This window comes from Rhizobium viscosum, assembly GCF_014873945.1.
Taxonomy (GTDB): domain Bacteria; phylum Pseudomonadota; class Alphaproteobacteria; order Rhizobiales; family Rhizobiaceae; genus Rhizobium; species Rhizobium viscosum.
The window spans coordinates 149,028-174,311 of the sequence record NZ_JADBEC010000001.1 but is presented as its reverse complement, the minus strand read 5'-3'; the positions used below and the strand labels follow the sequence as shown (position 1 = coordinate 174,311).

28 protein-coding genes and 2 tRNA genes are annotated in these 25,284 nt (G+C 58.7%); 18 read left to right on the top strand and 12 right to left on the bottom strand.

Going from position 1 to position 25,284, the window contains the following annotated elements; translation table 11 throughout:
- The first annotated feature begins 2 nt into the window (after positions 1-2).
- Positions 3-851, top strand: a complete 849-nt coding sequence (locus H4W29_RS00895; protein WP_192727276.1) for a phytoene/squalene synthase family protein — start codon at positions 3-5, stop codon at positions 849-851.
- Between the two features lie 69 nt (positions 852-920).
- On the top strand, positions 921-1,388 hold the full coding sequence (locus H4W29_RS00890) for a hypothetical protein (RefSeq protein WP_192727275.1): 468 nt from the start codon (positions 921-923) through the stop codon (positions 1,386-1,388).
- A gap of 57 nt (positions 1,389-1,445) precedes the next feature.
- Here the strand turns inward: H4W29_RS00890 and trmFO are convergent, their stop codons facing one another.
- The 5 genes from trmFO to H4W29_RS00865 all read right to left on the bottom strand — a co-directional run bounded on the left by trmFO (position 1,446) and on the right by H4W29_RS00865 (position 4,224).
- A complete protein-coding gene (gene trmFO / locus H4W29_RS00885; RefSeq protein WP_192727274.1) occupies positions 1,446-2,879 on the bottom strand; it encodes a methylenetetrahydrofolate--tRNA-(uracil(54)-C(5))-methyltransferase (FADH(2)-oxidizing) TrmFO in 1,434 nt (477 codons plus the stop codon).
- A 77-nt stretch (positions 2,880-2,956) separates the two neighbouring features.
- Positions 2,957-3,271, bottom strand: a complete 315-nt coding sequence (locus tag H4W29_RS00880) for a hypothetical protein (RefSeq protein WP_192730813.1) — start codon at positions 3,269-3,271, stop codon at positions 2,957-2,959.
- Between the two features lie 4 nt (positions 3,272-3,275).
- The gene (locus tag H4W29_RS00875; protein ID WP_192727273.1) at positions 3,276-3,515 is read right to left on the bottom strand and encodes a hypothetical protein; all 240 of its coding nucleotides are present in this window, start codon (positions 3,513-3,515) and stop codon (positions 3,276-3,278) included.
- Positions 3,516-3,638: 123 nt separating this feature from the next.
- A complete protein-coding gene (locus tag H4W29_RS00870; RefSeq protein WP_112545790.1) occupies positions 3,639-3,782 on the bottom strand; it encodes a DUF1127 domain-containing protein in 144 nt (47 codons plus the stop codon).
- Between the two features lie 295 nt (positions 3,783-4,077).
- Complete coding sequence (locus H4W29_RS00865) at positions 4,078-4,224, bottom strand: DUF1127 domain-containing protein (RefSeq protein WP_003558908.1); 147 nt, start codon at positions 4,222-4,224, stop codon at positions 4,078-4,080.
- A gap of 852 nt (positions 4,225-5,076) precedes the next feature.
- On the opposite strand from H4W29_RS00865, the gene H4W29_RS00860 reads away from it, so the two are divergent.
- The 4 genes from H4W29_RS00860 (at position 5,077) to tig (ending at position 8,702) form a co-directional block, all read left to right on the top strand.
- Complete coding sequence (locus H4W29_RS00860; RefSeq protein WP_192727272.1) at positions 5,077-6,195, top strand: DUF2157 domain-containing protein; 1,119 nt, start codon at positions 5,077-5,079, stop codon at positions 6,193-6,195.
- Entirely contained in the window at positions 6,192-6,782 is a 591-nt protein-coding gene (locus H4W29_RS00855) for a GDYXXLXY domain-containing protein (RefSeq protein WP_192727271.1), read from the top strand. The genes H4W29_RS00860 and H4W29_RS00855 overlap by 4 nt, the downstream gene beginning before the upstream one ends.
- Before the next feature lie 154 nt (positions 6,783-6,936).
- Positions 6,937-7,021 (top strand) — tRNA-Leu (locus tag H4W29_RS00850).
- 187 nt (positions 7,022-7,208) lie between these two features.
- A complete protein-coding gene (tig, locus tag H4W29_RS00845; protein ID WP_192727270.1) occupies positions 7,209-8,702 on the top strand; it encodes a trigger factor in 1,494 nt (497 codons plus the stop codon).
- A 467-nt stretch (positions 8,703-9,169) separates the two neighbouring features.
- Here the strand turns inward: tig and H4W29_RS00840 are convergent, their stop codons facing one another.
- From H4W29_RS00840 to map, 5 genes are all read right to left on the bottom strand, one after another.
- Positions 9,170-10,951, bottom strand: a complete 1,782-nt coding sequence (locus H4W29_RS00840; protein WP_192727269.1) for a B12-binding domain-containing radical SAM protein — start codon at positions 10,949-10,951, stop codon at positions 9,170-9,172.
- A 312-nt stretch (positions 10,952-11,263) separates the two neighbouring features.
- Positions 11,264-12,670 carry a Si-specific NAD(P)(+) transhydrogenase gene (gene sthA / locus H4W29_RS00835; protein WP_192727268.1) on the bottom strand — a complete coding sequence of 469 codons (1,407 nt, stop codon included), beginning with the start codon at positions 12,668-12,670 and terminating at the stop codon, positions 11,264-11,266.
- A gap of 97 nt (positions 12,671-12,767) precedes the next feature.
- A complete protein-coding gene (locus H4W29_RS00830; protein WP_192727267.1) occupies positions 12,768-13,358 on the bottom strand; it encodes a dual specificity protein phosphatase family protein in 591 nt (196 codons plus the stop codon).
- Positions 13,359-13,430: 72 nt separating this feature from the next.
- A complete protein-coding gene (gene radC / locus H4W29_RS00825) occupies positions 13,431-14,246 on the bottom strand; it encodes a RadC family protein (RefSeq protein ID WP_192727266.1) in 816 nt (271 codons plus the stop codon).
- A gap of 8 nt (positions 14,247-14,254) precedes the next feature.
- A complete protein-coding gene (gene map, locus H4W29_RS00820; protein WP_037106360.1) occupies positions 14,255-15,091 on the bottom strand; it encodes a type I methionyl aminopeptidase in 837 nt (278 codons plus the stop codon).
- Positions 15,092-15,338: 247 nt separating this feature from the next.
- On the opposite strand from map, the gene H4W29_RS00815 reads away from it, so the two are divergent.
- From H4W29_RS00815 to H4W29_RS00805, 3 genes are all read left to right on the top strand, one after another.
- The gene (locus tag H4W29_RS00815; protein WP_192727265.1) at positions 15,339-15,998 is read left to right on the top strand and encodes a TetR/AcrR family transcriptional regulator; all 660 of its coding nucleotides are present in this window, start codon (positions 15,339-15,341) and stop codon (positions 15,996-15,998) included.
- A 120-nt stretch (positions 15,999-16,118) separates the two neighbouring features.
- Positions 16,119-16,292 (top strand): hypothetical protein, encoded by a 174-nt coding sequence (locus H4W29_RS00810; protein ID WP_007813540.1) that lies wholly within the window; start codon positions 16,119-16,121, stop codon positions 16,290-16,292.
- Positions 16,289-16,618 carry a DUF6105 family protein gene (locus H4W29_RS00805; RefSeq protein ID WP_192727264.1) on the top strand — a complete coding sequence of 110 codons (330 nt, stop codon included), beginning with the start codon at positions 16,289-16,291 and terminating at the stop codon, positions 16,616-16,618. The genes H4W29_RS00810 and H4W29_RS00805 overlap by 4 nt, the downstream gene beginning before the upstream one ends.
- Here the strand turns inward: H4W29_RS00805 and ruvX are convergent.
- Positions 16,558-17,049: a Holliday junction resolvase RuvX gene (ruvX, locus tag H4W29_RS00800; protein WP_192727263.1), complete on the bottom strand. Its 492-nt coding sequence runs from the start codon at positions 17,047-17,049 to the stop codon at positions 16,558-16,560. The genes H4W29_RS00805 and ruvX overlap by 61 nt on opposite strands.
- Before the next feature lie 178 nt (positions 17,050-17,227).
- On the opposite strand from ruvX, the gene H4W29_RS00795 reads away from it, so the two are divergent.
- The 7 genes from H4W29_RS00795 (at position 17,228) to H4W29_RS00765 (ending at position 22,544) form a co-directional block, all read left to right on the top strand.
- Positions 17,228-17,932 (top strand): metal-dependent hydrolase, encoded by a 705-nt coding sequence (locus H4W29_RS00795; protein ID WP_192727262.1) that lies wholly within the window; start codon positions 17,228-17,230, stop codon positions 17,930-17,932.
- A 125-nt stretch (positions 17,933-18,057) separates the two neighbouring features.
- Complete coding sequence (gatC, locus tag H4W29_RS00790; protein ID WP_192727261.1) at positions 18,058-18,345, top strand: Asp-tRNA(Asn)/Glu-tRNA(Gln) amidotransferase subunit GatC; 288 nt, start codon at positions 18,058-18,060, stop codon at positions 18,343-18,345.
- 58 nt (positions 18,346-18,403) lie between these two features.
- Positions 18,404-19,885, top strand: coding sequence for an Asp-tRNA(Asn)/Glu-tRNA(Gln) amidotransferase subunit GatA (gatA, locus tag H4W29_RS00785; RefSeq protein ID WP_192727260.1), 1,482 nt, complete (start codon positions 18,404-18,406; stop codon positions 19,883-19,885).
- 41 nt (positions 19,886-19,926) lie between these two features.
- Positions 19,927-20,376, top strand: a complete 450-nt coding sequence (locus tag H4W29_RS00780; protein WP_210332126.1) for a GNAT family N-acetyltransferase — start codon at positions 19,927-19,929, stop codon at positions 20,374-20,376.
- Between the two features lie 205 nt (positions 20,377-20,581).
- Positions 20,582-20,656, top strand: a tRNA-Pro gene (locus H4W29_RS00775).
- Positions 20,657-21,056: 400 nt separating this feature from the next.
- On the top strand, positions 21,057-22,196 hold the full coding sequence (locus tag H4W29_RS00770; RefSeq protein WP_192730644.1) for a slipin family protein: 1,140 nt from the start codon (positions 21,057-21,059) through the stop codon (positions 22,194-22,196).
- 72 nt (positions 22,197-22,268) lie between these two features.
- On the top strand, positions 22,269-22,544 hold the full coding sequence (locus tag H4W29_RS00765) for a hypothetical protein (RefSeq protein WP_192727258.1): 276 nt from the start codon (positions 22,269-22,271) through the stop codon (positions 22,542-22,544).
- A gap of 52 nt (positions 22,545-22,596) precedes the next feature.
- Here H4W29_RS00765 and H4W29_RS00760 read toward each other — a convergent pair whose 3' ends face one another.
- Positions 22,597-22,854: a YjhX family toxin gene (locus tag H4W29_RS00760; protein WP_183821957.1), complete on the bottom strand. Its 258-nt coding sequence runs from the start codon at positions 22,852-22,854 to the stop codon at positions 22,597-22,599.
- Between the two features lie 321 nt (positions 22,855-23,175).
- On the opposite strand from H4W29_RS00760, the gene H4W29_RS00755 reads away from it, so the two are divergent.
- Complete coding sequence (locus H4W29_RS00755; RefSeq protein ID WP_192727257.1) at positions 23,176-23,685, top strand: GNAT family N-acetyltransferase; 510 nt, start codon at positions 23,176-23,178, stop codon at positions 23,683-23,685.
- A 77-nt stretch (positions 23,686-23,762) separates the two neighbouring features.
- Positions 23,763-25,268 carry an Asp-tRNA(Asn)/Glu-tRNA(Gln) amidotransferase subunit GatB gene (gatB, locus tag H4W29_RS00750; RefSeq protein WP_192727256.1) on the top strand — a complete coding sequence of 502 codons (1,506 nt, stop codon included), beginning with the start codon at positions 23,763-23,765 and terminating at the stop codon, positions 25,266-25,268.
- The last annotated feature ends 16 nt before the right edge of the window (positions 25,269-25,284 follow it).

Below are 25,284 nucleotides of genomic sequence, written 5' to 3'. Positions count from 1 at the left end.
ACATGACCGATCCAAAGACGAACCAGGATGTCAGCCTGGCGATGCTGCGCGACACCGATCGCGACCGGTACCTCGCTTGCCTGCTGTCGCCTGATGACAAGCGCGGCGCGCTCGCCGCTCTCTATGCCTTCAATGCCGAGCTCGCCCGTATTCGCGACCTCGTGCACGAACCGCTGCCCGGCGAAATCCGCATGCAATATTGGCGCGACCTTCTGGAAGGCAATGCACACGGTTCGACCGAGGCCAATCCGCTCGCGGCAGCCCTTCTTTCGGCCGTCGAGGCGCACAGGCTTCCACGCCAGACGCTCGTGAACATGATCGAGGCGCGGATATTCGATCTCTACGACGACCCGATGGAAAGCCGCACCGCGCTGGAAGGCTATGCGGGCGAAACGGCCTCTGCCCTCATCCAGCTTGCTGGCCTCATCCTTTCCCCTGATGAGGCGATGAAATCCGCCGATGCCGCCGGTCATGCCGGCGTGGCCCAGGCGATTTCTGGCATGCTGCTGCTAATGCCGCTCCATCGACGCCGCGGCCAAGTGTATATCCCGCTCGAAATTCTCTCGGCGACGGGTCTCGACCGGGAGACCTTCCTGGCTGGTGCCGATAAGCCGCGGATCTCTGCGGCCATCGAAGCGTTTGCCGGGCTCGGCCGTGATCACCTTGCCAAGGCGAGGGCGTCTGTTCTGCCGCCATCGGTACTGCCCGCCTTCCTGCCTGTTGTGCTTGCGGAACCGGTACTGATGAAGGCGCAGAAGCGCGGTGCAACCGTTCTGGAAGCATCGCTTCAGGAGCCGCAATGGCGCCGTCAGATGCGTATGGCATTTGCCGGCATGCGCAAGAAAATCTGACAACGGTCAAATTCGCGCAAGTCTCGCGCGTTATGTCAGGCACAACCCCATTCTAAACGGAGAATCCGCGTGGGCATTATCGTCTGGTGCGTTCTTTTCGCCATCGTCATCCTCTTTGCCTTCGTGGCGACGCGCATGGCTGCTCAGAACAAGGAAGATGGCCTGCACGATACGGGCCTTGCCATCATCGAATTCGGCCGTGCTTTCCCCAATGAAGCAATCCGCCAGCTTCAGGCGACCGTTGACGGTCAGGCCGTTTTCGTGCGTCTGCATGACAACAAGGCTGGCTTCATGCGCAATATGTCGCGCCACTTTTCCTGCCATCTGATCGAGCCGGGGACCGTGCGGGTTCTTGCCTCTGAAACGGGCAGGGGACTGAGCATCGATTTCATCAATGCGCCCCATCACAACGGCACTTACGAATTTGCCTCTGCGAAGGAAGCGTCCGAAGTGTCGCTCTGGCTGCTCGGCAACTATGTTGCCGAGCCGGATAAGGAATTGCCTGCGCCGAATTCGTCTGCCGCAAACGGCCACTAGTCAAAATAAAAATACAGGGCTTTCCCGAGCTTCGAAGAAAAGCGGAAATGCCTTATCTCAGGCGCTTTCGGCGAGCTTGACGTCCTGACCCAGCCAAGCGGCGCAATCTGCAAGCGCTCGCTTGGCAATCAACTGCCGCTTCATGATCGTCTTGTCCTTGCCACGGAAGCGCTTGACACCTTCGGGCTTGACGATCGAGCCGGGCTGAAGCTCCGGAAACAGACCGAAATTGATGTTCATCGGCTGGAATGAGCGCTTGCCCGGCTCCTCGTCGGTGACGATATGACCGCCGGTGATATGGCCGAGCAGCGAGCCGAGCGCCGTTGTTGCAGGAGGAGGCGAAACGGGCTCTCCCTTGCGTTCCGCAGCGGCAAAGCGGCCGGCCAGCAGACCCACGCTTGCGCTTTCCACATAACCTTCGCAGCCGGTGATCTGACCGGCAAAACGCAGGCCCGGCCGCGACTTCAGCGTCAGCGACGGATCGAGCAGGGTGGGCGAGTTGATGTAGGTGTTGCGGTGCAGGCCGCCGAGCCGGGCGAAGTCGGCATTCTCCAGGCCCGGAATCAGGCGGAAAATCTCTGCCTGCGCACCATATTTCAGCTTCGTCTGGAAGCCGACCATGTTGTAGAGCGTGCCGAGCGCATTATCCTGGCGAAGCTGCACGACGGCATAGGCTTTCACGGTCGGATTATGTGCGTTGGTCAGGCCCATCGGCTTCATCGGCCCATGGCGGAGCGTCTCACGCCCGCGCTCGGCCATGACCTCGATCGGCAGGCAGCCGTCGAAATAGGGCGTGCCCTCCCACTCCTTGAAGCCGACCGTATCGCCGGCAATGAGGGCATCGACGAAGGCATTGTACTGCTCTTCGGTCATCGGGCAGTTGATATAGTCCTTGCCGGTACCGCCGGGTCCAACCTTGTCGTAACGCGACTGATACCAGCAAATATCCATATCGATGCTGTCGCGATAGACGATCGGCGCAATGGCATCGAAGAAGGCAAGAGAATCCTCACCCGTTTCCGCCTGGATGGCACTCGCAAGCGACGGCGCCGTCAGCGGACCGGTGGCGATAACGGCCAGATCCCATTCCTTCGGCGGCAGGCCGGAGATTTCCTCGCGTACGACCGTGATCAGCGGATGTTCGTGGATTGCCTTGGTCACGGCAATAGAGAAGCCATCACGATCGACAGCCAGTGCGCCGCCTGCCGGCACCTGATGTTTGTCAGCCGACGCCATGATCAGCGAACCGGCCATGCGCATTTCCGCATGGATAACGCCAACGGCGTTGCTGGTAGCATCGTCCGAACGGAAGGAGTTGGAGCAGACAAGCTCGGCAAGTCCATCGGTCTTGTGCGCATCCGTGCCACGCACGCCGCGCATTTCATGCAGGATCACAGGAACGCCGGCATTGGCGATCTGCCATGCAGCTTCAGAGCCGGCCAGTCCGCCGCCGATGACATGGATAGGGGAGTAGGAGGAATTGTTGCTCATTGGCGGCTGATATCACGCCAGGACATGCGATCCAACAATAGAATCAAAAACGGCGCCGGGCCGGCGCCGCAACGTGATCAGTTCTGCTCTCTCGTTCCGGGCCATGCTTCGCGCTGGTCGGTATCTTCGAGGTCGGCAGCGACAACGTATGTGTCGCCATGTTCCCGCGCCGCTTCACGTTGTGCAGCAAGGTTAGGGAGATCGTCGGGAGTCGGTTCTTCCGCATGTGCGGTAAAGGCGTCTATTTCACCCTTTGGTGAGGGGTCATTCTTACGACGGGCATCTAGTGTCCGGGAGGTTTCGTCCGCAATTTCGCGCCGACGCGCGTCTGCAGCCGGGCTGTCTTCTGCCCGCGCATCGTCAGTTGCTTTTTCGAGAATGGTTCTGGCCATGATATTACCTCCAGAAGCGGCTTGTCTCGACGGATTGGCGGCCGAGCAGATAGCCGATGCTGAAAGCCAGAACGCCGATACCCACAACGACGGAGCTGGCAGTGTGGGGATGATCCGCCGCACCCGTTGCAACGGCCTGCACTTCGCGCTTGACTGCAGAGGCTGTATCGGAAGCAGCCTTGCGAATGCCTTCGGGCTTATTCGCCGGCTGGCCGGTAAAGCCGGCATTGAGTCGGTTTGCCATTTGTAGTCTCCTTTCGTGAAGGAGAACTGACGGAAGGCGGTAGGGTTCCGACAAAGAAAGAGCAAAGCCCAAAAACGAAAACGGCGCCTGATGACGCCGTCTTGGAGAATGGTGCTCGCTTTATTAGCGGAACGAGCGGGATGCGATGCCGCGGATGTCGTAACGGCTCACGCCGATGTCGGCGAGCGTCTGGTTGGACAGGTTGCCAAGTTCGTTGAGCGTGCGGCGGTAGCTAATCCAGCTCTTTGCAATGCGGATCGGGTTCATGGTCTTTTTCCTCAGATGTCTTGTGCAGGCGGCGGGGATCGCCGTCTCTGCGGTTGACATCTATATAATCGAGATCCCCGATATTGTGCAGTGCAAATAAAAGGCGTCTGCTATGCAATTGTGCAATCTGATGCTCGCAAATTATGCAGCGCACGATTTTTGAGCGGATAAAGAATTAACGCTTCCGCAACTTTTGCGGCAGCCTGACCGACAGGAAAAAAGAAAACGCCCGCTGCGCAGGCAGCAGGCGTTTTGGGAAGGCAATCTGCTTGGGAGGAGCAGCGATTACCTGTACTTAGCGGGCGGAAGCTTCGCGAGCAACGCGATGGATGTCCGAACGGTCGATGCCGAGGTCATGCAATTCGCGGTTGGTCATGCGACCGAGTTCAGTAACGGTCTGACGATACTTGCGCCAGTTATTGAAAGAGCGAGAGAAGTTCATGTTAATCCCCTTTCCTAGGGCTTGATCCTGCCAGCAGCCTGTCTTCGGCGCTGACCTCTACTTGATGACCAGAATATATGTTGCGCCGCGAAGAACTAACAGAGCCAAGATTTCAAGCCACCTATGCATGATTCGCAAAGCTCAAGCCGTGATTTACATGCTTTGGCCATTTTCTGGTCAATGAATAGGCAGAACGATTTTTTCTCAGCCTGCCATTTTCGCAGATGGATATTTGGTGTGCCGGGGGCGTCCGCGAATGGTCTTTCCCGTAGGTGCATTTTCTCGATGCGTCCTGGCGAACAACAACAGGCCTCGCGCTCTTAAAGCGCTCTCCCGACTGCCCCAGACGGCTTAACGATTGTTTTACCCTGCTTCACGCGAAAGCCCGAAAAGGCAGCGTGCTAATCGTTTAACCACCTGTTAAGCAAAACGCCCACCGGAGGAGGATCCGGCGGGCGTCATGATGGTGACTGGCAACTGGGAGGAGGAGTGTTGCCAGTCTATCGCAGGGCGCTGGGAGGAGGAGTGCGCGTCTGCGAATCTCGTCACGGACATATCATCCGCAGGCTTCCGGAAACCCGGGCCGGGGCGCCATCCCCGTGCTTCGATACGAGGTAAATAGTATGACTTTTGATTCTTTTGCAGTGCAATATATTCATGAGGGCTATGCGGTTCATGCATGCCTCTTCGCAACGAGTATATATTAGCAATGATGCGGTTAGTGTTTCGTTAACGGCTGACCTAATTAAGACCAGTGAGGAATTTGCATATTTCAAATACCGGCGTTTCCGCGCGCAGATCCTGCGCTATAAATGCAGAAGCCGAAGATGGCAGATCAATGCGGGGTAGGGCATGTATCGGGGCAGGTTGGAGCGGGATCTCTCGCTCTGGGTGGAGAAGGGACTTCTTGAGGAAGAGACGGCGAAGACGCTACTGGCCGAATACGACACCCGCCCGGCAAGTTTCAGCCTCGGCCGCGTGCTGATGGGATTGGCGGCCGTGCTGCTCGGGGCCGCCCTGCTGCTGCTCGTCGCCTCGAACTGGGAGTATATCCCGCGTCTCGTCCGCGTCGGCCTGATGCTGGCGCTCATCTGGGCCGTTCACATCGGCGCTGCACTTCTTCTTATGCGCGGCGCGCTCGCCACCGCCGGCGGTCTGCTCATCATTGGTACTCTGAGCTTCGGCGGCGCCATCTCGCTCATTGGCCAGATGTATCACCTCTCGGGCGATGAGCAGATGGTCATGTATCTCTGGTTCGCCGTGGCGACCGTTTCAGCGGTCCTTTTCCGCTCGGCTGCAGTGACCGTTGTCGCAGGCTTCCTCTCCTGGGCTTCGTTTGCAGTCTACCTTGAGAATTTCGATACGCGCTGGGTCGGATCTGGCCCCTATGCGCCGCTTGTCATGGCGGCTGTCGTCATCGGGCTCGTGCGATTTACCGGCGCCGACCGGGCGCGCCATCTCGCCTATCTGCTGGTCGTCGGCTGGCTCGCTTGGCTCTATGCGCTGACGGAAGAGATCTCCGTGGCGATCACTTTCGCCGTCCTCGGCATGGTGGCTTTCTTGTTGACCGCCTTGCCTGTCCGGCCGATTTCCACGCTCGTCAGGACCGCGGGTGCCGCCCCGGCATTCTATAGTTTCCTCGTCGCCGTCATGGGATTGTTCCTGCTTCACATCGAAATGGACGAAGGCGGGCGTATGGTCGTCATTGGCCTGCTGACTCTTGCTGCCGCCGTCGTGGCGATCGTGCTGCATGGCCGGGACAATGGCGCGGTACGCTATCTGGCCTATGGCGCCTTCGCCGCCGAGATGCTCTATCTGGCCTCGGTGACGGTCGGCACGATCTTGGGCACGTCGAGCCTCTTCCTGTTCTCGGGCCTGGTGGTCGCAGCCGTCGCCTGGGTTGTCATCCGCCTCGAAAGACGTTTCGCGGCCGGACCGGGATCAGTCGAGGCAGGGGAGGAACGCGCATGAGCTTTGCCTTTGCAAAACCGCCGGCCGGCCGCTTCTATATTGTTGCCGCGATCCTGGTCGCCGGCTTGCAGACGCTGATCCTCGGTTACATCATCCAGAGCCGTGCTTCCATCTTGGCAAGCGGCACCGAAGTGTTGCTGAAGACGGCCCCGGTTGATCCGCGCGATTTCCTGCGTGGCGACTACGTGGTGCTGAACTACGATATATCGTCGGTCCCGGTCTCGACAGTCACCGGTGGCATTCCGGCAGAAGCCGGCGAGCAGACACTGTGGGTACGCCTCAAGCGCCAACAGGATGGTTTCTGGGGCATTGTCGAATCGTCATTCAAGGAATTGCCGGCAACATCAGATACGGTCGTACTGCGCAGCATGCCTTTCTATAGCTATGGTCCTAATAATGGCGAAACCATCCGGGTCGAATACGGGATAGAGCGCTATTATGTACCGGAAGGCGAGGGCAAGCCGCTGGAGGAGGCTCGTAACGAGGGCGTCGTTTCGATTGCTGCCAGCGTTTCCTCCTCCGGTGCCGCGCAGATCCGCAGCCTCGTTGTGGACGGCAAGCCGGCCTATGAGGAGCCTCTCTATTGAGAACTGAGGCGGCTGACGGGAACGGTGCGCTTTTGCCCGCAAATCCCTGTCATTTGCCGTTCATTTTTCCTTTGCCTGTTCTAAATCGGGTGATATAGAGACGCCGCGCTCCGGAAGGCCTCATGTGCAGGCATATGCATGCGGTTTTGCGAACGCGGGTATGGTGAAATTGGTAGACACGCCAGATTTAGGTTCTGGTGCCGTAAGGCGTGGGAGTTCAAGTCTCTCTACCCGCACCAAGCTGCCTTGCAGGGCGGGAGGACTGGAACTTAGTTGTCCCGGATACCCGGAAAGCGAGTGCTGTTCCGCTTCGGACGGAACGAACAGGAATTGAGAAAAAGCCACGCGCGGCAGTTGGCCGGCGTCGTGCTCACCGAAACGAACGGCGTCTGGGCACGGCCGCCACTGAAATGAAGGTAGGAAGACATGCAGGTTATCGAAACGCTCGCTGAAGGGCTGAAGCGCGAAATCAAGGTCGTTATCCCGGCCAAGGACATGGAAAACAAGCTGAACGAACGTCTTGCCGACGTAAAGGACAAGGTTCGCATCAACGGTTTCCGTCCTGGCAAGGTTCCGACCGCCCACGTCAAGAAGCTTTACGGCAAGTCCATCATGGCCGATCTCGTCAACGAGATCGTTCGCGACCAGCCGACCCAGATCCTGTCCAGCCGTGGCGAGAAGTCGGCTACCCAGCCGGAAATCAACATGACGGAAGACAAGGACGAGGCAGACAAGATCCTTGCCGCCGAGCAGGATTTCGAATTCACCCTGTCTTATGAAGTTCTCCCGCCGATCGAGCTGAAGTCCAACGCGGGCATCAAGGTCACGCGCGAAGTCGTTGACATCTCCGACGACGAAGTCAATGAGCAGGTTCTCAAGGTCGCTGAAAGCGCCCGCGACTACGCCGAAAAGAAGGGCAAGGCAGCCAACGGCGACCGCGTCAAGATGGACTATCTCGGCAAGGTCGATGGCGTTGCCTTCGACGGCGGCACCGATCAGGACGCTGAACTGGTTCTCGGCTCCGGCCGTTTCATCCCCGGCTTCGAAGAGCAGCTCGTCGGCCTCAAGGCTGGCGATGAGAAGACCATCACCGTGACCTTCCCGGCCGACTATCCGGCAAAGAACCTTGCTGGTGCGGAAGCCACCTTCGACGTCACCGTCAAGGAAGTTGCTGCTCCGGCTGATGTCGAGATCAACGACGAACTCGCCAAGAAGCTCGGCCTCGAATCCGCCGATCGCCTCAAGGAAATCGTCCGCGGCCAGATCGAATCCCAGTACGGCTCGCTGACGCGCCAGAAGCTGAAGCGCCAGATCCTCGACCAGCTCGACGAACTGTACAAGTTCGAAACCCCGTCCAAACTCGTCGAAGCCGAATATAACGGCATCTGGAACCAGGTCAGCAATGACCTCGCCCAGTCCGGCAAGACCTTCGAGGATGAGGACACCACCGAAGAACAGGCGCGCGAAGAATACCAGAAGCTCGCCGAGCGCCGCGTCCGCCTCGGCCTCGTTCTCTCCGAAATCGGCGAAAAGGCCGGCGTCGAAGTCAGCGAAGACGAAATGCAGCGCGCGATCTACGAACAGCTGCGCCAGTATCCGGGCCAGGAAAAGCAGATCCTCGAGTTCTTCCGCAGCCAGCCGGGTGCCGCCGCTTCGATCCGCGCTCCGATCTTCGAAGAAAAGGTCATCGATCACCTGCTGACCGAAATCGCCGTCACCGACAAGAAGGTAACGAAGGAAGAGCTGCTCGCCGACGAAGAAGGCGAAAGCTCTGAAAAGGCCGACACCAAGAAGGCTGCTCCGAAGAAGAAGGCTGCAGCCAAGGCTGAGGCTTCTGCAGACGCTGCTGAAGGCGAAGAAGCTGCGCCGAAGAAGAAGGCCGCCCCGAAGAAGAAGGCTTCCGAAGACAGCGCCGAGTAATCGGTTCTTCCAGGCTGAAATTCAAAAGCCCTGCCGCTTGCGGCAGGGCTTTTTCATTGAAGCATTGAAATCAGACTGAACTATGCACCGGTCGACGTGCCTCCCATGGCAGAGACCGAAGTCACGCCTGCGGATGCCCGCCCGATCAAGCGTACACGCTCCGGAGCAGTTCATGCTGCTCGCCGGAGCGACGAGAGAAGGGGACGATGGATCGCCCTGCTTTGCTTTACCGATTGGATGATATAGAGGCTGAGGCAGGACGCGACCGCCATTAACTTAAGAATGGGGTCGGGCGGCAGATTGACGTCACGTCGCTGCCACGAGATCACGTGGCCGTTCTCTCTCAATTGCTCAATCGTGGCGCTTGCAGCATCGGCCCGAAAATCGGAATTGATTTTCGGAAAGCTGGATAGGATGATTCAAAGAGTTAAAGCGCCGCTAGTGCGTCCAGATGGACGCGCTACGCTCTAAACGGCCTTTCGAGTGTGGGTCAGTTCGGCAACCTTCTTGATGTGGCTGACGGCGGCCGTGCCGCCGGCGGTCTTTGTGAAAAGGTCGAGAACGTCCTCATCATCGTCAGCAACCGGCGTCAGGGCCTTGTCCATGTAGGTTTTGGCATCGGCCTTGCGGGCAATCAGGAACGCCGAGACGCTGAGTTTGATGATCGTGCCGGCGAGCGAAAGATGCTTGCGGATCGTGTCGAAGGTAAAACGTGGCCAGAACAGCAGCGGATGCTCGCGCTTCAGGCCGGGGCGCCGCTCTGAAGGATGCTTCAGGCGCAGAAGGCCGCTCTGCAGCGGATGGACGTTCTCCAGCGGCACGGTGGTCGCAAACGAGACCAGGACCTTGACGAGACTGCTGAGCTTGATGCCGGTTGCCGCGCCGCGGCGTAGCAGGGTCTTCATGTGGTCAGGCGAGTAATAGAGCGACCAGGCCTCCTGGTAGATGCTCTCCCACTCCTGCTTGCTCATCTTGGGATGCGCCGTGCAGACATGCTCGACGTCGTAGATATTGAGATCGGCATCCATCTCGACGCCTTTCTTCCAGAGAACCTGATGGTCCTCGGAACCGGGCAGTGGTGTCAGAACGAAGAATTCGATGACGTCGAGCGGCAGCTCTTCCTGAATGATCTTGATATCGCGCCGGATCGATTCCGGCGTGTCTGCCGGGAAACCCAGAATGTAGCCGGCAAGCGTCATGATGCCCTGTGCCTTCCAGGCAAGCAGCATCTTGCGGTATTCGGTGATTTTGTTCTGGTTCTTCTTGGCTGCTGTCAGATTGTCCGGATTGACGTTTTCGAGGCCGATAAAGACACGCGTGACGCCGGCGCGCTTCGATTTTTCGATGAAGTTCGGGATCTTGTGGCAGAGCGTGTCCACCTGGATCATCAGGCCGAGCGGAATGCCGTCCTTTTCCCTGAGCTCGATCAGCCGGTCGAAGATCGCTTCCCAGTCCTTGTTGCGGGCGAAATTGTCGTCGGTGATAAAGAATTTATGGATGCCCTGCGCCCAGTTCATGCGCACCAGCTTCTCGACATCGTCGGCCGAGCGGAAACGGGATTTACGGCCCTGCACGTTAATGATCGTGCAGAAGGAGCATTGGTAGGGGCAGCCGCGGCCCGCATCGAAACTGGTGCTGAGGCCAAGCGTGCGCTGGATATTATTCTTCGGCAGGAAAGGGACCGGCGTGCCGCCGATGCCGGGAAGGTCGTTCATGAAATTGTAGAGTGGCTTCAGCTCACCGGCTGCTGCATCTCGCAGTACCATCTCAAGCCGTCCTTCGGCTTCGCCGGCAAACATGGAAACACCCATCTTGCGGCATTCGTCGAGCCCGATCGCGTCGCCGTCAAGCATCGACAGGCATCCCGAGATATGGAAGCCACCCATCGAAACCGGCAGTCCCGCATCGCGGAAGGGACGGGCAATATCGAGCGCACGCGGATACTGGTTGGACTGGACGCCGATAAGCGCGATCATCCCGAAATTGTCATTGCGTTTGAACTGGGAGAGCAGCGCTGCAAAATCGATGCGCGTATTCGTCTCATCGATGACGGTGATGTCGATGGCTGTGTCGGTCCCAAGCACTTGCCGCTCCGCACACTCGGCGGCAATCCCATAGATCGCCGCCAGCGAGTTGGAGGGGATCATTGCCCGCCACCATCGGATCACGTAGCCGTCATCGTCGTAGTGCGACGGCTTTATCAGGACCAGCTGAAACCGTCTGCGAGCAGCCTCTGAAATATCGGGCAAAATATCTATCTTTCGTTGTAGTCTGCATTGCTGGACTTACTGGTACCGCAGGCCGATCTAAGACATGGATTTCAGGCTGTTGAAAGGCGCACCCCATACTTGGGGAGACAGTAAGCAAAACGCAACAGAACGATGCAAAGCGCGAACATGCTGACCTTACCAATATCTTTTGACATAGGATATAGGTAGTTGGCGCAGGGCACAGGCAATCGCCAGTAGCGTGCAACGAGACACCCTGCTGAAAAATAAAACTTAAGTATCAGCGATTTACATTCTGTTGCCTGGAAAGGCGAGGGCGTTCCCCTCGCTTCCTTAAAGTTCGGACTTTATATCGCCCATGCGGTTCCACGCATCGAGGCCGGCGATTTTATAGGCTTCGGCAAGCGTCGGGTAGTTGAAGGTATTTTCGACGAAATATTCGACAGTGCCCTTCAGGTTGAGCACTGCCTGGCCGATATGCACGAGCTCGGTAGCACCTTCGCCGACGATGTGTACGCCGAGCAGGCGGCGCGTCTTTAACGAGAAGATGAGCTTCAGAAGACCCGTATCGAGACCCATGATGTGGCCGCGCGATGTCTCCCGGAAACGGGCAATACCGCACTCATAGGGAATGCCACGCTCCTTCATTTCCTCTTCGGTCAGGCCGCAGGTGGAAATTTCAGGCACGGCATAGATGCCGTAGGGGAAATATTTCTGCGGCTCCTTGGCAACGGCGCCGATTGCGACGCGCGCAGCAATGCGGCCCTGTTCCATCGAGGTTGAGGCAAGGCTCGGAAAGCCGACAACGTCGCCGGCGGCATAGATATTAGGCACGGACGTCTGGAACGTCTCGGGATTGACCTTCAGGCGCCCGCGGCTGTCCGCCTCGAGACCGATGGCCTCCAGGTTGAGTGTGTCGGTGGCGCCCATGCGCCCGGCGGCGAAAAGCACCATGTCGGTCACGAGATGCCGGCCGCTGTCGAGTGTCAGCTGCACTTTGCCTGTCTCAAGCCGCTCGACCTTCTCGGCCTTTGTGCCGAGCAGCAGCTTCATATTGCGGTCGCGCAGCTGATAGGTGAAATCCTCGATGATTTCCTTGTCAATAAAGTCGAGCATGGTCGACTTTGGATCAATGACGGTCACGGCCGTATCCAGTGCCGAAAAGATCGTGGCATATTCAATACCGATGACGCCGGCGCCGATGACGACCATGCTGCGCGGCAATTCCTCGATATCGAGCAGTTCGTCGCTGTCGAGCACGGTCTTGCTGTCGAAGGGCATGTAATCGGGCCGAAACGGTTTGGTACCGACGGCGAGCAGGATGCTGGCGCCGGTCACCGTCATCGTGTCGCCGTCGTCCTTGATGATCTGCAGGGTATTGGTATCGACGAAGCTTGCCTTGCCGCGGATGTGCTGGACGCGGTTGCGGGCGAACTGATGTTCGAGCACTTCCACTTCATGATCCAGCGTGATCAGCAGGCGACGGCGCAGGTCTTCAGCACTGATCTCCTGCTTGACGCGGTAGCTGCGGCCGTAAAAGCCGCGCTCACGCCAGCCGGAAAGATTGAGTGCGGTTTCGCGCAGCGTCTTGGAAGGGATCGTGCCTGTATGGACGGACACGCCGCCGACACGTTTTCCCTGCTCGATGACCAGCACTTTCTTGCCGAGTTTTGCAGCCTGGATTGCGCCGCGGCGCCCTGCCGGACCGCTGCCGACTACCACGAGATCGTACTGGAACATCTTTAGCCCCGAACTGGAATTGGAATCATATTGCGACGCGAAATGTCGCGCGTTCATCGGTAGCCGGTCAATGTTACAGTTTGTATCCCGGTGCAGTTTAGGAGTTCAAAAAGCCGAACATTGGCTCAAGCCGCTCGAATGTGCGGTCCATCGCATAGGCGCCGATGAAGAAAAGCGACAGATGGCCGTATGTCAGCGAGATCTGCGACTCCGCAGCCATCTCTCCTTCCTTGGCAACACCGGCGACATAGATGGCCGAAGCCAGCCCTGTACGGTCGGCGCCGGCCTTGCAGTGGATGAGCATCGGCTTAGGCGCGGCGGCCATGATCGCCATCAGCTGGCGCCCTTCCTCGACGGAGAGTTCCTTCGTCGCCGACATATGGAAATCGATATGCTGGACATTAAGTCCCTTTGCTGCGGCGATCTCGTTGTCGTACCAGGCTTCGCCGCTGCTGTCGCCGCGCAGGTTCAGTACGGACTTGATGCCGTATTCCTTGACCAGTTCGCCAAGCTTTGCGGGGGAGGGCTGAGCGGAGCGATACACCTGGCCATCGACGACCGCATGTACATTGGTCGAAAGCTGCAGGTAGCCGAGATAGAGACCGGTTACCACAAGCAGCAGAAGTGTCAGTCGTATCAGCGATCGAAGGCTTGGCGGCGCGTACAGGCGACCAGGAGAAATGCCCATAATTCCCATCCTGTTGTCAGTCATTCAGCTTGGAGAACGCCAAGATGGCTTTTTCATGCCTTAGCCGGGGTCTTATATCAAGCGCAGGCCTTTGAGGCTCGCCTGTCCGTCTTTGCCAATGATGATGTGATCGTGGATGGCAATACCAAGCGGCTTCGCAGCATCGATGATCATCTTCGTCATCTCGATATCGGCGCGCGATGGCGTCGGGTCGCCCGAGGGATGATTGTGGACGAGAATAAGCGCCGTTGCCGAAAGCTCGAGCGCCCGCCTTACCACCTCACGCGGATAGACGGGTGTGTGGTCCACCGTTCCGCGCCCCTGCACCTCGTCGGCGATCAGCGCATTGCGCTTGTCGAGGAAGAGAATACGGAACTGCTCGCGCGTCTCATGCGCCATCGCCGCATGACAATATTGGATGACCGACGACCAGGAGGAAAGCACTTGCTTGCCCTTGAGCTCGCTCTTCAGCGCGCGATGGCTAATGGACGATATCAGCTTCAGATCCAGCGCCACCGCCTCTCCGACGCCTTTGACCTCCTGCAGCAGTGCTGCCGGTGCGCCGAAGACGGCGGCAAGCGAACCGAAGCGGTCGATCAATGCCTTGGCGATCGGTTTCGTGTCGCGGCGTGGGATCAGCCGGAAAAGCAGGAGTTCGAGGATTTCATAGTCGGCGAGCGCTGTATCGCCATTCTCACGGAAGCGGTTGCGCAGCCTTTCGCGATGGCCGTGATAATGCTCTTCCCTGGCGGGCAAGGCGGATTTTTTTGCAGGAATCGCGGCCTTTGCCGGCTGTCCGAAAAACGCCCGTTCGTCCACGGCGATATCCTCGTCCATGTCGAAAGGCAATTCGTCATCGCTAGCCTGCGGAACGGGGCCTTTCGCCATGGATGATATCACCCGTTCAGCGGTGGCAGGCCCGGCCGATCGAGGCCGGCGGGCGAAAGCGTGAAGATCTCGCAGCCATTGGCGGTTACGCCGACCGTATGTTCGTACTGCGCTGACAGCGAGCGATCGCGCGTCACGGCAGTCCAGCCGTCCGCCAGCACTTTCACATGCGGGCGTCCGAGATTGATCATCGGCTCGATGGTGAAGATCATGCCCTCGCGCAGTTCCGGCCCTTCATTGGCGCGGCCGTAATGCAGGATGTTTGGCGAATCGTGGAAGAGACGGCCGACACCATGGCCGCAGAAATCGCGCACGACGGAGCAGCGCTCGGCTTCTGCATAGGTCTGGATCGCTTCGCCGATCGCGCCGGTGCGTGCGCCGGGATGAACGGCGGCGATACCGCGCATCAGCGACTCATAGGTCACTTCCAGCAGGCGTTCAGCAGCGCGCTTGACCTGGCCGACCGGATACATGCGGCTCGAATCGCCATGCCAGCCATCGACGACGAAGGTCACGTCTATATTGACGATATCACCCTCGCGCAGCGGCTTGTCATCAGGAATGCCGTGGCAGACCACATGATTGATCGAAGTACAGGTGGACTTCGTATAGCCGCGATAGTTCAGCGTCGCCGGATAGGCGCCGTTATCCATGCCGAATTCGAAAACGAAACGGTCGATTTCATTGGTTGCGAGGCCCGGCTTGACGATATCGGCAAGCGCATCGAGGCAGCGCGCGGTCAGCTGGCACGCGTTGCGCATTCCCTCAAATGCTTCAGGGCCATAAAGCCTGATGGCGCCGGTATTCTTCGGCGGCGCGGTTGCGGCTTCGATATAATTCACCATTGCAAGGCCTTAGCAGAAATTGTCGTCTCTTTTCATAATGCAGCTATGCCGGGTTCGTCCATCGCGATCAACCGCAAGGGCAAGATTTCTCGGGCGCGCTATGTGGGATGAAAAATGCCGCCGGGCCGCCCACCAGCGTCAGCAGAGCCGCGGACAATCAATATCCACAGTCTTCTCAATTAGATAGGATTGTAGATGGAAAATTCCACTGTTACTCACCGATTGGTGACAGACCGGGGTTGACCGAATGCTGAATGAAAGTGCCGTGGCCGTGCTCGAACAGACGGGTGCTGCTGAACCTGAAAGGCGCATCCGCGACAGAAGCGCGACTGAGCGCGCCATCCTGAAAGCCGCCAAGAACCTGCTGGCGGAAGAAGGCTTCCAGAATTTCGGCATCAATGCCGTCGCCCGCCGCGCCGGCTGCGACAAGCAACTCATCTACCGCTATTATGGCGGCCTCGATGGCCTTGTCGAGGCGATCGGCGCCGATCTCGGCAATTGGGTCAAGGATCGCATCCCCGAAGATACCGGCGGCATGTTCCTCCTGACCTATGGCGACCTGATGGAGCGGCTGTCGCTGCTTTTCCTGGAAGCGCTGCGCGACGATCCCTTGATGCGCCGCATCGTCGCCTGGGAGATATCGGAAAATACCGAGCAGGTGAGGCGCCTTTCCGAAGCGCGCTCGAAAGCGCTGGGGCTCTGGCTCGACCGCATGCGCGGATCGCTGACGCCGCCTAAGGGCGTCGATACCGCGGCCGTCAATGCTCTGATCTTTGCTTCCATCCAGCATCTCGTGCTTTCGGCGGCTGCCGGCGGCCAGTGCGCGGGGCTGGTGTTGAAGAACGGCAAGGACTGGGAGAAGGCAGCCGGTGCGTTGAAGCGGCTGGTGCGCGGCGTCTACGGCTGAACAATCCACAGCCTCCGCCCGACCGTTAACCTTAACAATTGGTTTACGTTGCGTGGTGCTGGTTAACCCGCCAGTGTGGTCCACATTAGAAATGTAACGAATGTGGACCCGAGTTCAGTCATGGGAACCAGAGCAGCCAGAACCGCGTTGCTTGTCGCGGCGATGATGTTTTTCGCCGTGCTGGCGCTGGATATTGCCGTGCCCACGCTCGTACTCTGCATTATGGCATCGTCGGTCTGGCTCGTTTCCCTTGATATGCCGGTCCTGCGCAAGCACGAAGGAGAGGCCGCATGAAGTGGTTTCTGATCTTCTGGGCCGGTCCGATCGTCTTCCTGGCGGGATGGTACTGGCTTTCTTACTACGATCTGAACTTCGGCATCTTCATGCTGACGCGGCAGGTCCATGACCTGACCTTCCAGATTTACGGCAAGGCGCTCGGCCTGCCGCCGCAGGAAATCCCTCCGCTCGTCGCCCGAGCGATCGCCGTCGACAGCCTCGTCGTCTTTGCCATCATGGGCTTCCGCAAGCGCCGCCAGATCGCCGGCTGGTGGAAGGCGCGTCACGCCTCCGTGTCGTCTGCCGATCTCCCCAGCAAGGAAAGCCTGTCGAGCGCTCCCTGAAGGATGAAGCTCGCTGCGGCCGAATCGATGCGTTCGGCGCGTTTTGCCCGCGAAACATCCATTTCCAGCAGGGCCCGTTCGGCCGCCACCGTCGATAGCCGCTCATCCCAATAGATGAAGGGAAGGGCGGTCTTCTGCTCCATATTGCGCACGAAAGCCCGCGTCGCCTGCACGCGCGGTCCTGTCGACCCGTCCATATTCATCGGCAGGCCGATAACGAACGCCGCAACTTTCTCCTTCGCGGCAAAACTCAGCAGCGTCTCAGCATCGATGCTGAATTTCTCACGCTTGAGGACCGGGCGCGGCGTCGCAAAGCGGCGTCCGAGATCGGACATGGCAAGGCCGATCGTCTTGGTGCCGAGATCGAGGCCTGCGATCGCCTGTCCAGGGTCGAGTATTCCGGCCAGTTCCTCGATCGTAAGCACCGTCATTGCTATGTTATCCTGTCAAAAGAAATTGAAGTTCCCGCCGCTTTTCTTTGCGGCCATATCGGCTATGTCCTTAGTGCAATTCCAGGAAAAGTGCGAAACGGTTTTCCGGCCAGAATTGTCCCAAGCCTTTCTGGCCTCCGAAATCGCCTTTTGCATCACGTAATAAAGGAGACTTTTCATGAAGATCACCTGGCTCGGCCATTCTGCTTTCCGTATCGAGACGAAAGCGGCCAAAATCCTGATCGACCCTTTCCTGACCTATAACTCGTCCTTTGCCGGCCAGGACATAAAGGATGTGACCAAGGGCATCACCCATATCCTGCTGACCCACGGCCACGGTGACCATGTCGGCGATACCGTAGCCATCGCCAGGGAGACCGGTGCCGTCGTTCTCGCCAATGCCGATCTTGCCTCCTGGCTTGGTACGAAGGGTGTTGAAAAGCTGGAAATGGGTAATACCGGCGGCACGGTCTCGCTTGGTGGCTTCACCGCCACCTTCACCAATGCGCTGCATTCTTCCGCCCAGACGACGGAAGACGGTGTTTCGCATTCGCTCGGCAGCGCGAACGGCCTCATGCTGCATTTCGACGACGAGCCGAGCCTCTTCCACATGGGCGACACGGATATCTTTTCGGATATGGCGCTGATCAACGAACTGCATCAGCCCGATATCGGTATCGTGCCGATCGGCGACCGCTTCACCATGGGCGGCGCGGTGGCGGCTCTTGCCTGCCAGCGCTACTTCAACTTCAAGACGGCCATTCCCTGCCACTACGGCACCTTCCCGATCATCGACCAGACGCCGGAAAAATTCATTGCCGGCATGGAAGCGTCGAAGACGCAAGTGAAGGCGCCGAAGCCCGGCGAAAGCCTGTCGTTCTGATGCATAAGCCCTCAAATCCCGGTGAGTTTGAGGGCAGGAATTCTGCATTGCCGAAAAGGCAAACCCGTTGCACAGGACGGACATGGTCTTTATAGCGATAGGAAAATTGCTATCCGGAGAATGCCATGTCCGTCGATCTCGCCACCGTTAAGCGCGTTGCGCGCCTTGCCCGTATTGCCGTCTCGGAAGAAGAGGCAAATCGTATGGTTGGTGAATTGAACGGCATCCTCGGCTTCGTCGAGCAGCTCTCCGAAGTTGACGTCGAGGGCGTCGAAGCCATGACCTCAGTGACTCCGATGGACATGAAGAAGCGCACCGATATCGTCAATGACGGCAACAAGGCCGCCGACGTCGTTGCCAATGCGCCGATCACCGACCACAATTTCTTCCTGGTGCCGAAAGTCGTCGAATAAGGCTTTGTCCGCCTCTTTCCGACCCTGTTGCCATTTTCAGACCTGAAGCGAAAACACGATGAGCGAACTCACCAACCTGACCATTGCCGAAGCCCGCCAGAAGCTGCGCGCCAAGGAAATCACCGCGACCGAACTGACCGAGGCCTATATCTCGGCGATCGATGCGGCCAATGGCCATCTTAACGCTTATATCAAGGTCACGCCGGATCTCGCCCACCTCATGGCAAAGAACTCCGACGAACGCATTGCCGCCGGCAAGGCCGGCGATCTCGAAGGCATCCCGCTCGGCATCAAGGATCTGTTCGCCACCGTCGGCGTGCACACCCAGGCCTGCAGCCATATTCTCGACGGTTTCGAGCCGCGTTATGAATCGACCGTGACCCAGAACCTCTGGGATGACGGTGCCGTCATGCTCGGCAAGCTGAACATGGACGAGTTCGCGATGGGCTCTTCCAACGAAACCTCGCACTATGGCGCTGTCATCAACCCTTGGCGCGCCGCCGGCTCTAACCAGCAGCTCGTTCCGGGCGGCTCTTCCGGTGGTTCGGCTGCAGCCGTTGCCGCCCATCTCTGCGCAGGTGCTACTGCAACAGACACAGGCGGCTCGATCCGCCAGCCGGCTGCCTTCACCGGTACAGTCGGCATCAAGCCGACATATGGCCGCTGCTCGCGCTGGGGCACGGTTGCCTTCGCTTCCTCGCTCGATCAGGCCGGCCCGATCGCCCGCGACGTGCGCGATGCCGCAATCCTCCTGAAGTCGATGGCAAGCGTCGATGCCAAGGACACGACTTCCGTCGATCTGCCGGTTCCGGATTACGAAGCCGCCATCGGCCAGTCGCTGAAGGGCATGAAGATCGGCATTCCGAACGAATATCGCGTCGATGGCATGCCCGATGAGATCGAGGCCATCTGGCAGCAGGGCATCGCCTGGCTGAAGGATGCCGGTGCCGAGATCGTCAACATCTCGCTGCCCCACACGAAATACGCCCTTCCGGCCTACTACATCGTGGCGCCCGCCGAAGCCTCGTCGAACCTCGCCCGTTACGATGGCGTGCGCTACGGCCTGCGCGTCGACGGCAAGGATATCGTCGACATGTACGAGAAGACGCGCGCCGCCGGCTTCGGCCAGGAAGTTAAGCGCCGCATCATGATCGGCACCTATGTTCTGTCGGCCGGTTACTACGACGCCTATTACCTGCGCGCCCAGAAGGTCCGCACGCTGATCAAGCGCGACTTCGAACTCGCCTTCGATGCCGGCGTCGACGCCATCCTGACGCCGGCCACCCCTTCGTCCGCCTTTGGCGTTGCAGACGAGAACCTCGCCGCCGATCCGGTGAAGATGTACCTGAACGACATCTTCACGGTCACGGTGAACATGGCAGGCCTGCCAGGCATCGCCGTTCCCGCGGGCCTCGACCACAAGGGTCTGCCGCTCGGCCTGCAGCTCATCGGCAAGGCCTTCGACGAGGAAACCCTCTTCAAGACCGCCCATGTTATCGAACAGGCCGCCGGCAAGTTTACGCCTGCCAAGTGGTGGTAACCGCTCCAACGATACGAAAGATTGCAGACGCCGACCACAAAATGGTCGGCGTTGTTGGTTTTGCCGCATGGGCAGCAAGCAACGCCTTTGAAGACAGCTATCGAGATCCCGCTGTCATCGACCGGGTGAAGCAGGAATTCGCGATTTTTCCGGATGAGACGATGGGTGAGATCTTCGTCGCTGAACTTGACGGAGGAATCGTCGGCTGGAGCGCACGGGAGAATGTGCCAAACTATATTTCCGACCTTTGGGTGCATCCCGATCATCAGGGCAAAGGCATCGGCAAAGCGCTGCTGTTTCATCTCTGCGAGCTGATGAAAGGCGAAGGCCTGGAAACGGCGCGGCTCGACACGCATGCGAAGAACAGCGGTGCAATCCGCCTTTACGAGCGCTGCGGTTTCAAGATCATCTGGCATGGTATCGAGTTTGCGAAGAGCATGGGCGTCCCACTCGAAAAGGTGCATTTGCAGAAGCAATTAGCCGAGGACTAGCGCGGCAAGCCTGTTGCATTTGTGCAACGAACGGAGGTTCGCAACTTAGCGTTTCAATTTTCCCATTGCCATAACACCGCGAAATACCTTAAACGCAGCCTCCCGGTCGTCAGCCGGTGTGGACATCAACGGATGGAGTTCAAAACCTCCTCTCGTGCAGCCGGCTTTGCCGCCCTGTATACGGATGCCGCATCGGAGGTCGGAAGCGGATATAGCTCAGAGGAAGAGCGCCGGATTTGGCATCCGGAGGTCGTGGGTTCGAGTCCTACTATTTGCACCATTGGATGGCTCAGTGGGTAGAGCGTCAGACTTGTAATCTGAATGTCGAAGGTTCGAATCCTTCTCCAAGCGCTGGTTTGCGGTACCAGAAAAGCTGAAATTGACGGTTCGGGGACCGGAATGTCGAGGAGCGGAAAGAGGCTGAAAGGTCTCGGCCCATTCCAGAACCAGGGGCGCAAGCCAGAACGATAGTGACGATCAAGCCGCAGACCGGTCTGCCGAGGAGCACGCTCCAAGGCCCGCCTGCCTGCCGCAGCGTCCTCTCCTATTGTTCCGCAGACGCCGCCTGCCACCGGTTCCCGGATCAATGCCGGGTATGAATGCCTGAACTGAACGAGTGAAACACAAACGCAAGGAAAAATCGGTCGATGACTTAGCGAACCGAAGGAGCAACGAACATGATAGAACTTCTCTCGATGATTTTGGGACGCAGGCGCGTCCTTGTGAAGGAAAATGAACGTGTGATCGCCCTGAACAAGGGCCAGACTATAGGTGTGTACGGATCGGGCCTGCACTGGCTGCCGAACACACGCAATAGTCTTGAGATCGCCCGCCACGACCTGAACAACCCGGTATTCGTTTCGGCTTACGAGAAGGCTCTGTTCGACAAGTTCCCTGATGTCGCCGAGCAGAGCCTGGCCGTTTTCCGCACCGCTGCCGCGGAGGTGGCGGTGATCGAGCGGGATGGCGCAATCTTTGCAGTAATGCTGCCGAACCAGAAGCTGATCGTCTGGAAGGACGCTGGACCCTGGGCGGAAAAGCGGATCGACGTTTCGGAGAAGCTGACCGTCGACCCGGCGCTGATGCGCCGCATCGTGCAGGCCCGAAAGGCCGAGGCGGTGAGCGTGCATCTGGTCAATGAGGGACAGGTCGGCCTGCTTTTCATTGACGGCGTGCAGTCCGGAATGCTGTCCGCAGGCATCCACTCTTTCTGGAATGTCGGCAAGGCTTTCCAGGTGAAGGTGATCGACCTGAAGTGGCAGACGCTCGATGTTGCTGGCCAGGAACTCCTGACCCGTGACCGCGTGACGATCCGTATCAACATCTCTGCCGAATACCGTGTCGTAGACCCGGTCAAGGCGGTGACTGTGGTGAAGGACTTCTCGGATGGGCTCTACCGCGCGCTTCAGTTTGTCTTCCGCCGCACGCTTGGCAGCCTGACCCTCGACCAGATTCTCGAGCGTAAGGTGACGATCAATGCCGAAGCCGCCGAAAAGGTCCGTGAGGACATGGCGGCTGTTGGCATCGAGGTTTCCGGTATCGAACTCAAGGACGTGATCCTGCCGGGTGAGATGCGTGAGATCCTCAACCAGGTCGTTGCTGCTGAGAAGCAGGCCGAAGCGAATGTCATTCGTCGCCGTGAGGAAACGAACGCCACGCGTTCGCTCCTCAACACGGCGAAGGTCATGGCCGAAAACCCGGTCATGCTGCGTCTGAAGGAGCTTGAGGCCCTTGAAACCATTGCTGGCAAGGTTGGTCACCTGACCATCCACAACGGCACCGGCGGATTGATGAATGACATCATCAATCTCCGCGATTGAAGAAAGGCAGGCGCCGTCTCGGATTTCGAGGCGGCGCCTGTTATAGAAGGAGGTCTTTGCGAGGAGGGCCTCATGCCGAAACAAGATCTTGCGCGGTTGATCGGGGCCTTTGATCGCCTCGCTGCCAACGGCTTTAAATTAGGCGCAGAGTGGGAGGCGGTTCACGAAATCTGCCAGAACCACGAGGGTGAACAGGTTTTCGACTGGGGCCATGCCCTTTGCCATCGCGTTGAAGGCGACGACTGGAACGCCGGCTACTGGTATCGCCGCGCCGGCAAGACGATCGGAGCAGGCACGATTGCCGAGGAGTGGACGGCGATGCGCACAGAGCTTTCTGAAAAGCTCTGAAACGTTCCTGGCCGCACGACGACGTCGCCGCACGGCCAGGCGCTTGTCAGACCTATCTATTATCGAGCTGCGACCTGACGAGCTGCAGTCCTCTTTCGGTGATCCGATAGGGCTGACCGGCGGAAGATTTGATTGCCTTCAGCCGTTTCAGCTTGCGGAAAAGCTCCATGCCGAAGCCGGGATAGACCCAGCCGTCGCGGGTGAAACAACTCACCGTTTCGATCTTTTTATTGTCATCGCGGGTAATTTCGATACGGCCGCCCTGGGCCATAAGGTGCAGGATGCGCTGTTCTGCGCGCGAGATGTCCATTGCTGTTGATCCGGAAACGCGCCTTCATGAAGGCGCACGAAAACGATTTGGCGATCGGGCTTAGCCGATACGCCGCGGCTTCGTTTTTCGGGCCCATGCGCGCGAAGCTGTGCTTGCGGGCAGGGCCTTTACCGGGTCTCAGGCAGGTTAGACATAAAACACCTCTGACGGGCTTTTTATCAGCAACCACAATCCGGTCAAGCAGGCGCAGCGGAACAAAAAAGCCGCCCATAATATTGCTTTCGCTTCTTCATCTCATTGCAGGGGCTGGAAAACTCCCCGACTCAATGGTCTACTCTCTGTAGTAACGCGGAGGTGCCATTGATCCACATTCGCAATGCCCGCGAAGGCGACACGCAACTCTTGAGCGAAATCGGCTTGCGAGCCTGGCAAAGAGCGATGGCATTGATCGGCGAATCGGACGCCATGACGGATGGAGCCCGTACTGCCTTCCGAACGTTCGTGGACAGCAACTGGCTCACCATCACTGTCGTTGAACAGAACGGGCAGGTCGCCGGCTGGGCCGCGCGCGAAGGGCTGGACGAGACCATTTCCGACTTCTGGATCGATCCGAGTTTCAACCGTCAGGGGCTTGGTACTGCACTGCTGGAGCGTATCGAGGCCGATATCTTTGAGCAGGGTTTTGAGCAGGCTGCGATGCAGACCCATTCTGGAAATACAGAGGCGATCTCCTTTTTCCAGAAGCACGGCTACGCGATCCACTGGCTTTCGGTCGCCTATAATCCGAAGCTAGACCGCGACGTGCCATCAGTCGGTCTCAGCAAGCATCTTGGCCCGCAAGAGCCGGAAGGCTACGGCCCGGGTTTCTAGGCTGCCGAAAGCCTTGCACCGGCAGGCCATTTCCTTTACCTCACCTGTTGAAAAGAACAGCCTTCGAAGAGCATCTCATGACCATTGTCGACGTTCGCACGCCTGATCCGAAACGTTATATCCCCGGCGCCACCGGCGATTGGGAAGTCATCATCGGCTTGGAAGTCCATGCCCAGGTGCTTTCCAATTCCAAGCTTTTCTCCGGCGCCTCGACGGAATTCGGCAAGCCGCAGAATTCGAACGTCTCGCTCGTCGATGCGGCCATGCCCGGCATGCTGCCCGTCATCAACGAGGAATGTGTCAAGCAGGCGGTGCGCACCGGCCTCGGCCTGAAGGCCGCGATCAACAAGCGTTCGGTCTTCGACCGCAAGAACTATTTCTATCCGGACCTGCCGCAGGGCTATCAGATCTCGCAGTACAAGGACCCGATCGTCGGCGAGGGCAAGATTGTCATCTCCCTCGGCCCGGACCGCCAGGGCCAGTTCGAGGATATCGAGATCGGCATCGAGCGCCTGCACCTGGAACAGGACGCCGGTAAGTCGATGCACGACCAGCATCCGACTATGTCCTATGTGGACCTCAACCGTTCCGGCGTTGCGTTGATGGAAATCGTCTCCAAGCCGGATATGCGCACGTCGGATGAGGCCAAGGCCTACATGACGAAGCTGCGCTCGATCGTGCGCTACCTTGGCACCTGCGACGGCAACATGGATGAAGGCTCCATGCGCGCCGACGTCAACGTCTCCGTGCGCCGCCCGGGCGAGCCCTTCGGCACGCGCTGCGAAATCAAGAATGTCAACTCCATCCGCTTCATCGGCCAAGCCATCGAATACGAAGCCCGCCGCCAGATCGGCATTCTGGAGGACGGCGGTTCGATCGATCAGGAAACCCGTCTGTTCGATCCGAACAAGGGCGAGACGCGGTCCATGCGCACCAAGGAAGATGCGCATGACTATCGCTATTTCCCCGATCCGGACCTACTGCCGCTCGAATTCGACGATGCTTTTGTCCGTGATCTGGCTCAGCATCTGCCGGAGCTGCCCGACGACAAAAAAGAGCGTTTCGTTCGTGAGCTCGGTCTCTCGATCTACGACGCTTCGGTGCTCGTCTCGGAAAAGGCGATCGCCGACTACTTCGAAGCCGTTGCCGAAGGCCGTGACGGCAAGGCTGCCGCCAACTGGGTCATCAACGACCTGCTCGGTGCGCTGAACCGCACCGGCAAGGATATCGAGGAAACGCCTGTTTCTCCGGCTCAGCTCGGCGCCATCATCGACCTCATCAAGGCGGAGACCATCTCCGGCAAGATCGCCAAGGATGTTTTTGAAATCATCCTCAACGAAGGCGGCGACCCCGCCGAGATCGTCGAAAGCCGCGGCCTGAAGCAGGTGACGGATACCGGCGCGATCGAGAAGGCCGTCGATGAGATCATCGCCGCCAACCCCGATCAGGTCGCCAAGGTCAAGGCGAAGCCGACGCTTGCCGGCTGGTTCGTCGGCCAGGTCATGAAGGCGACCGGCGGCAAGGCCAATCCGCAGGCCGTTCAGGCTCTTGTCAAGGCCAAGCTCGGCATCGAGGAAGAATAAGCCAACGGCTTTGGCC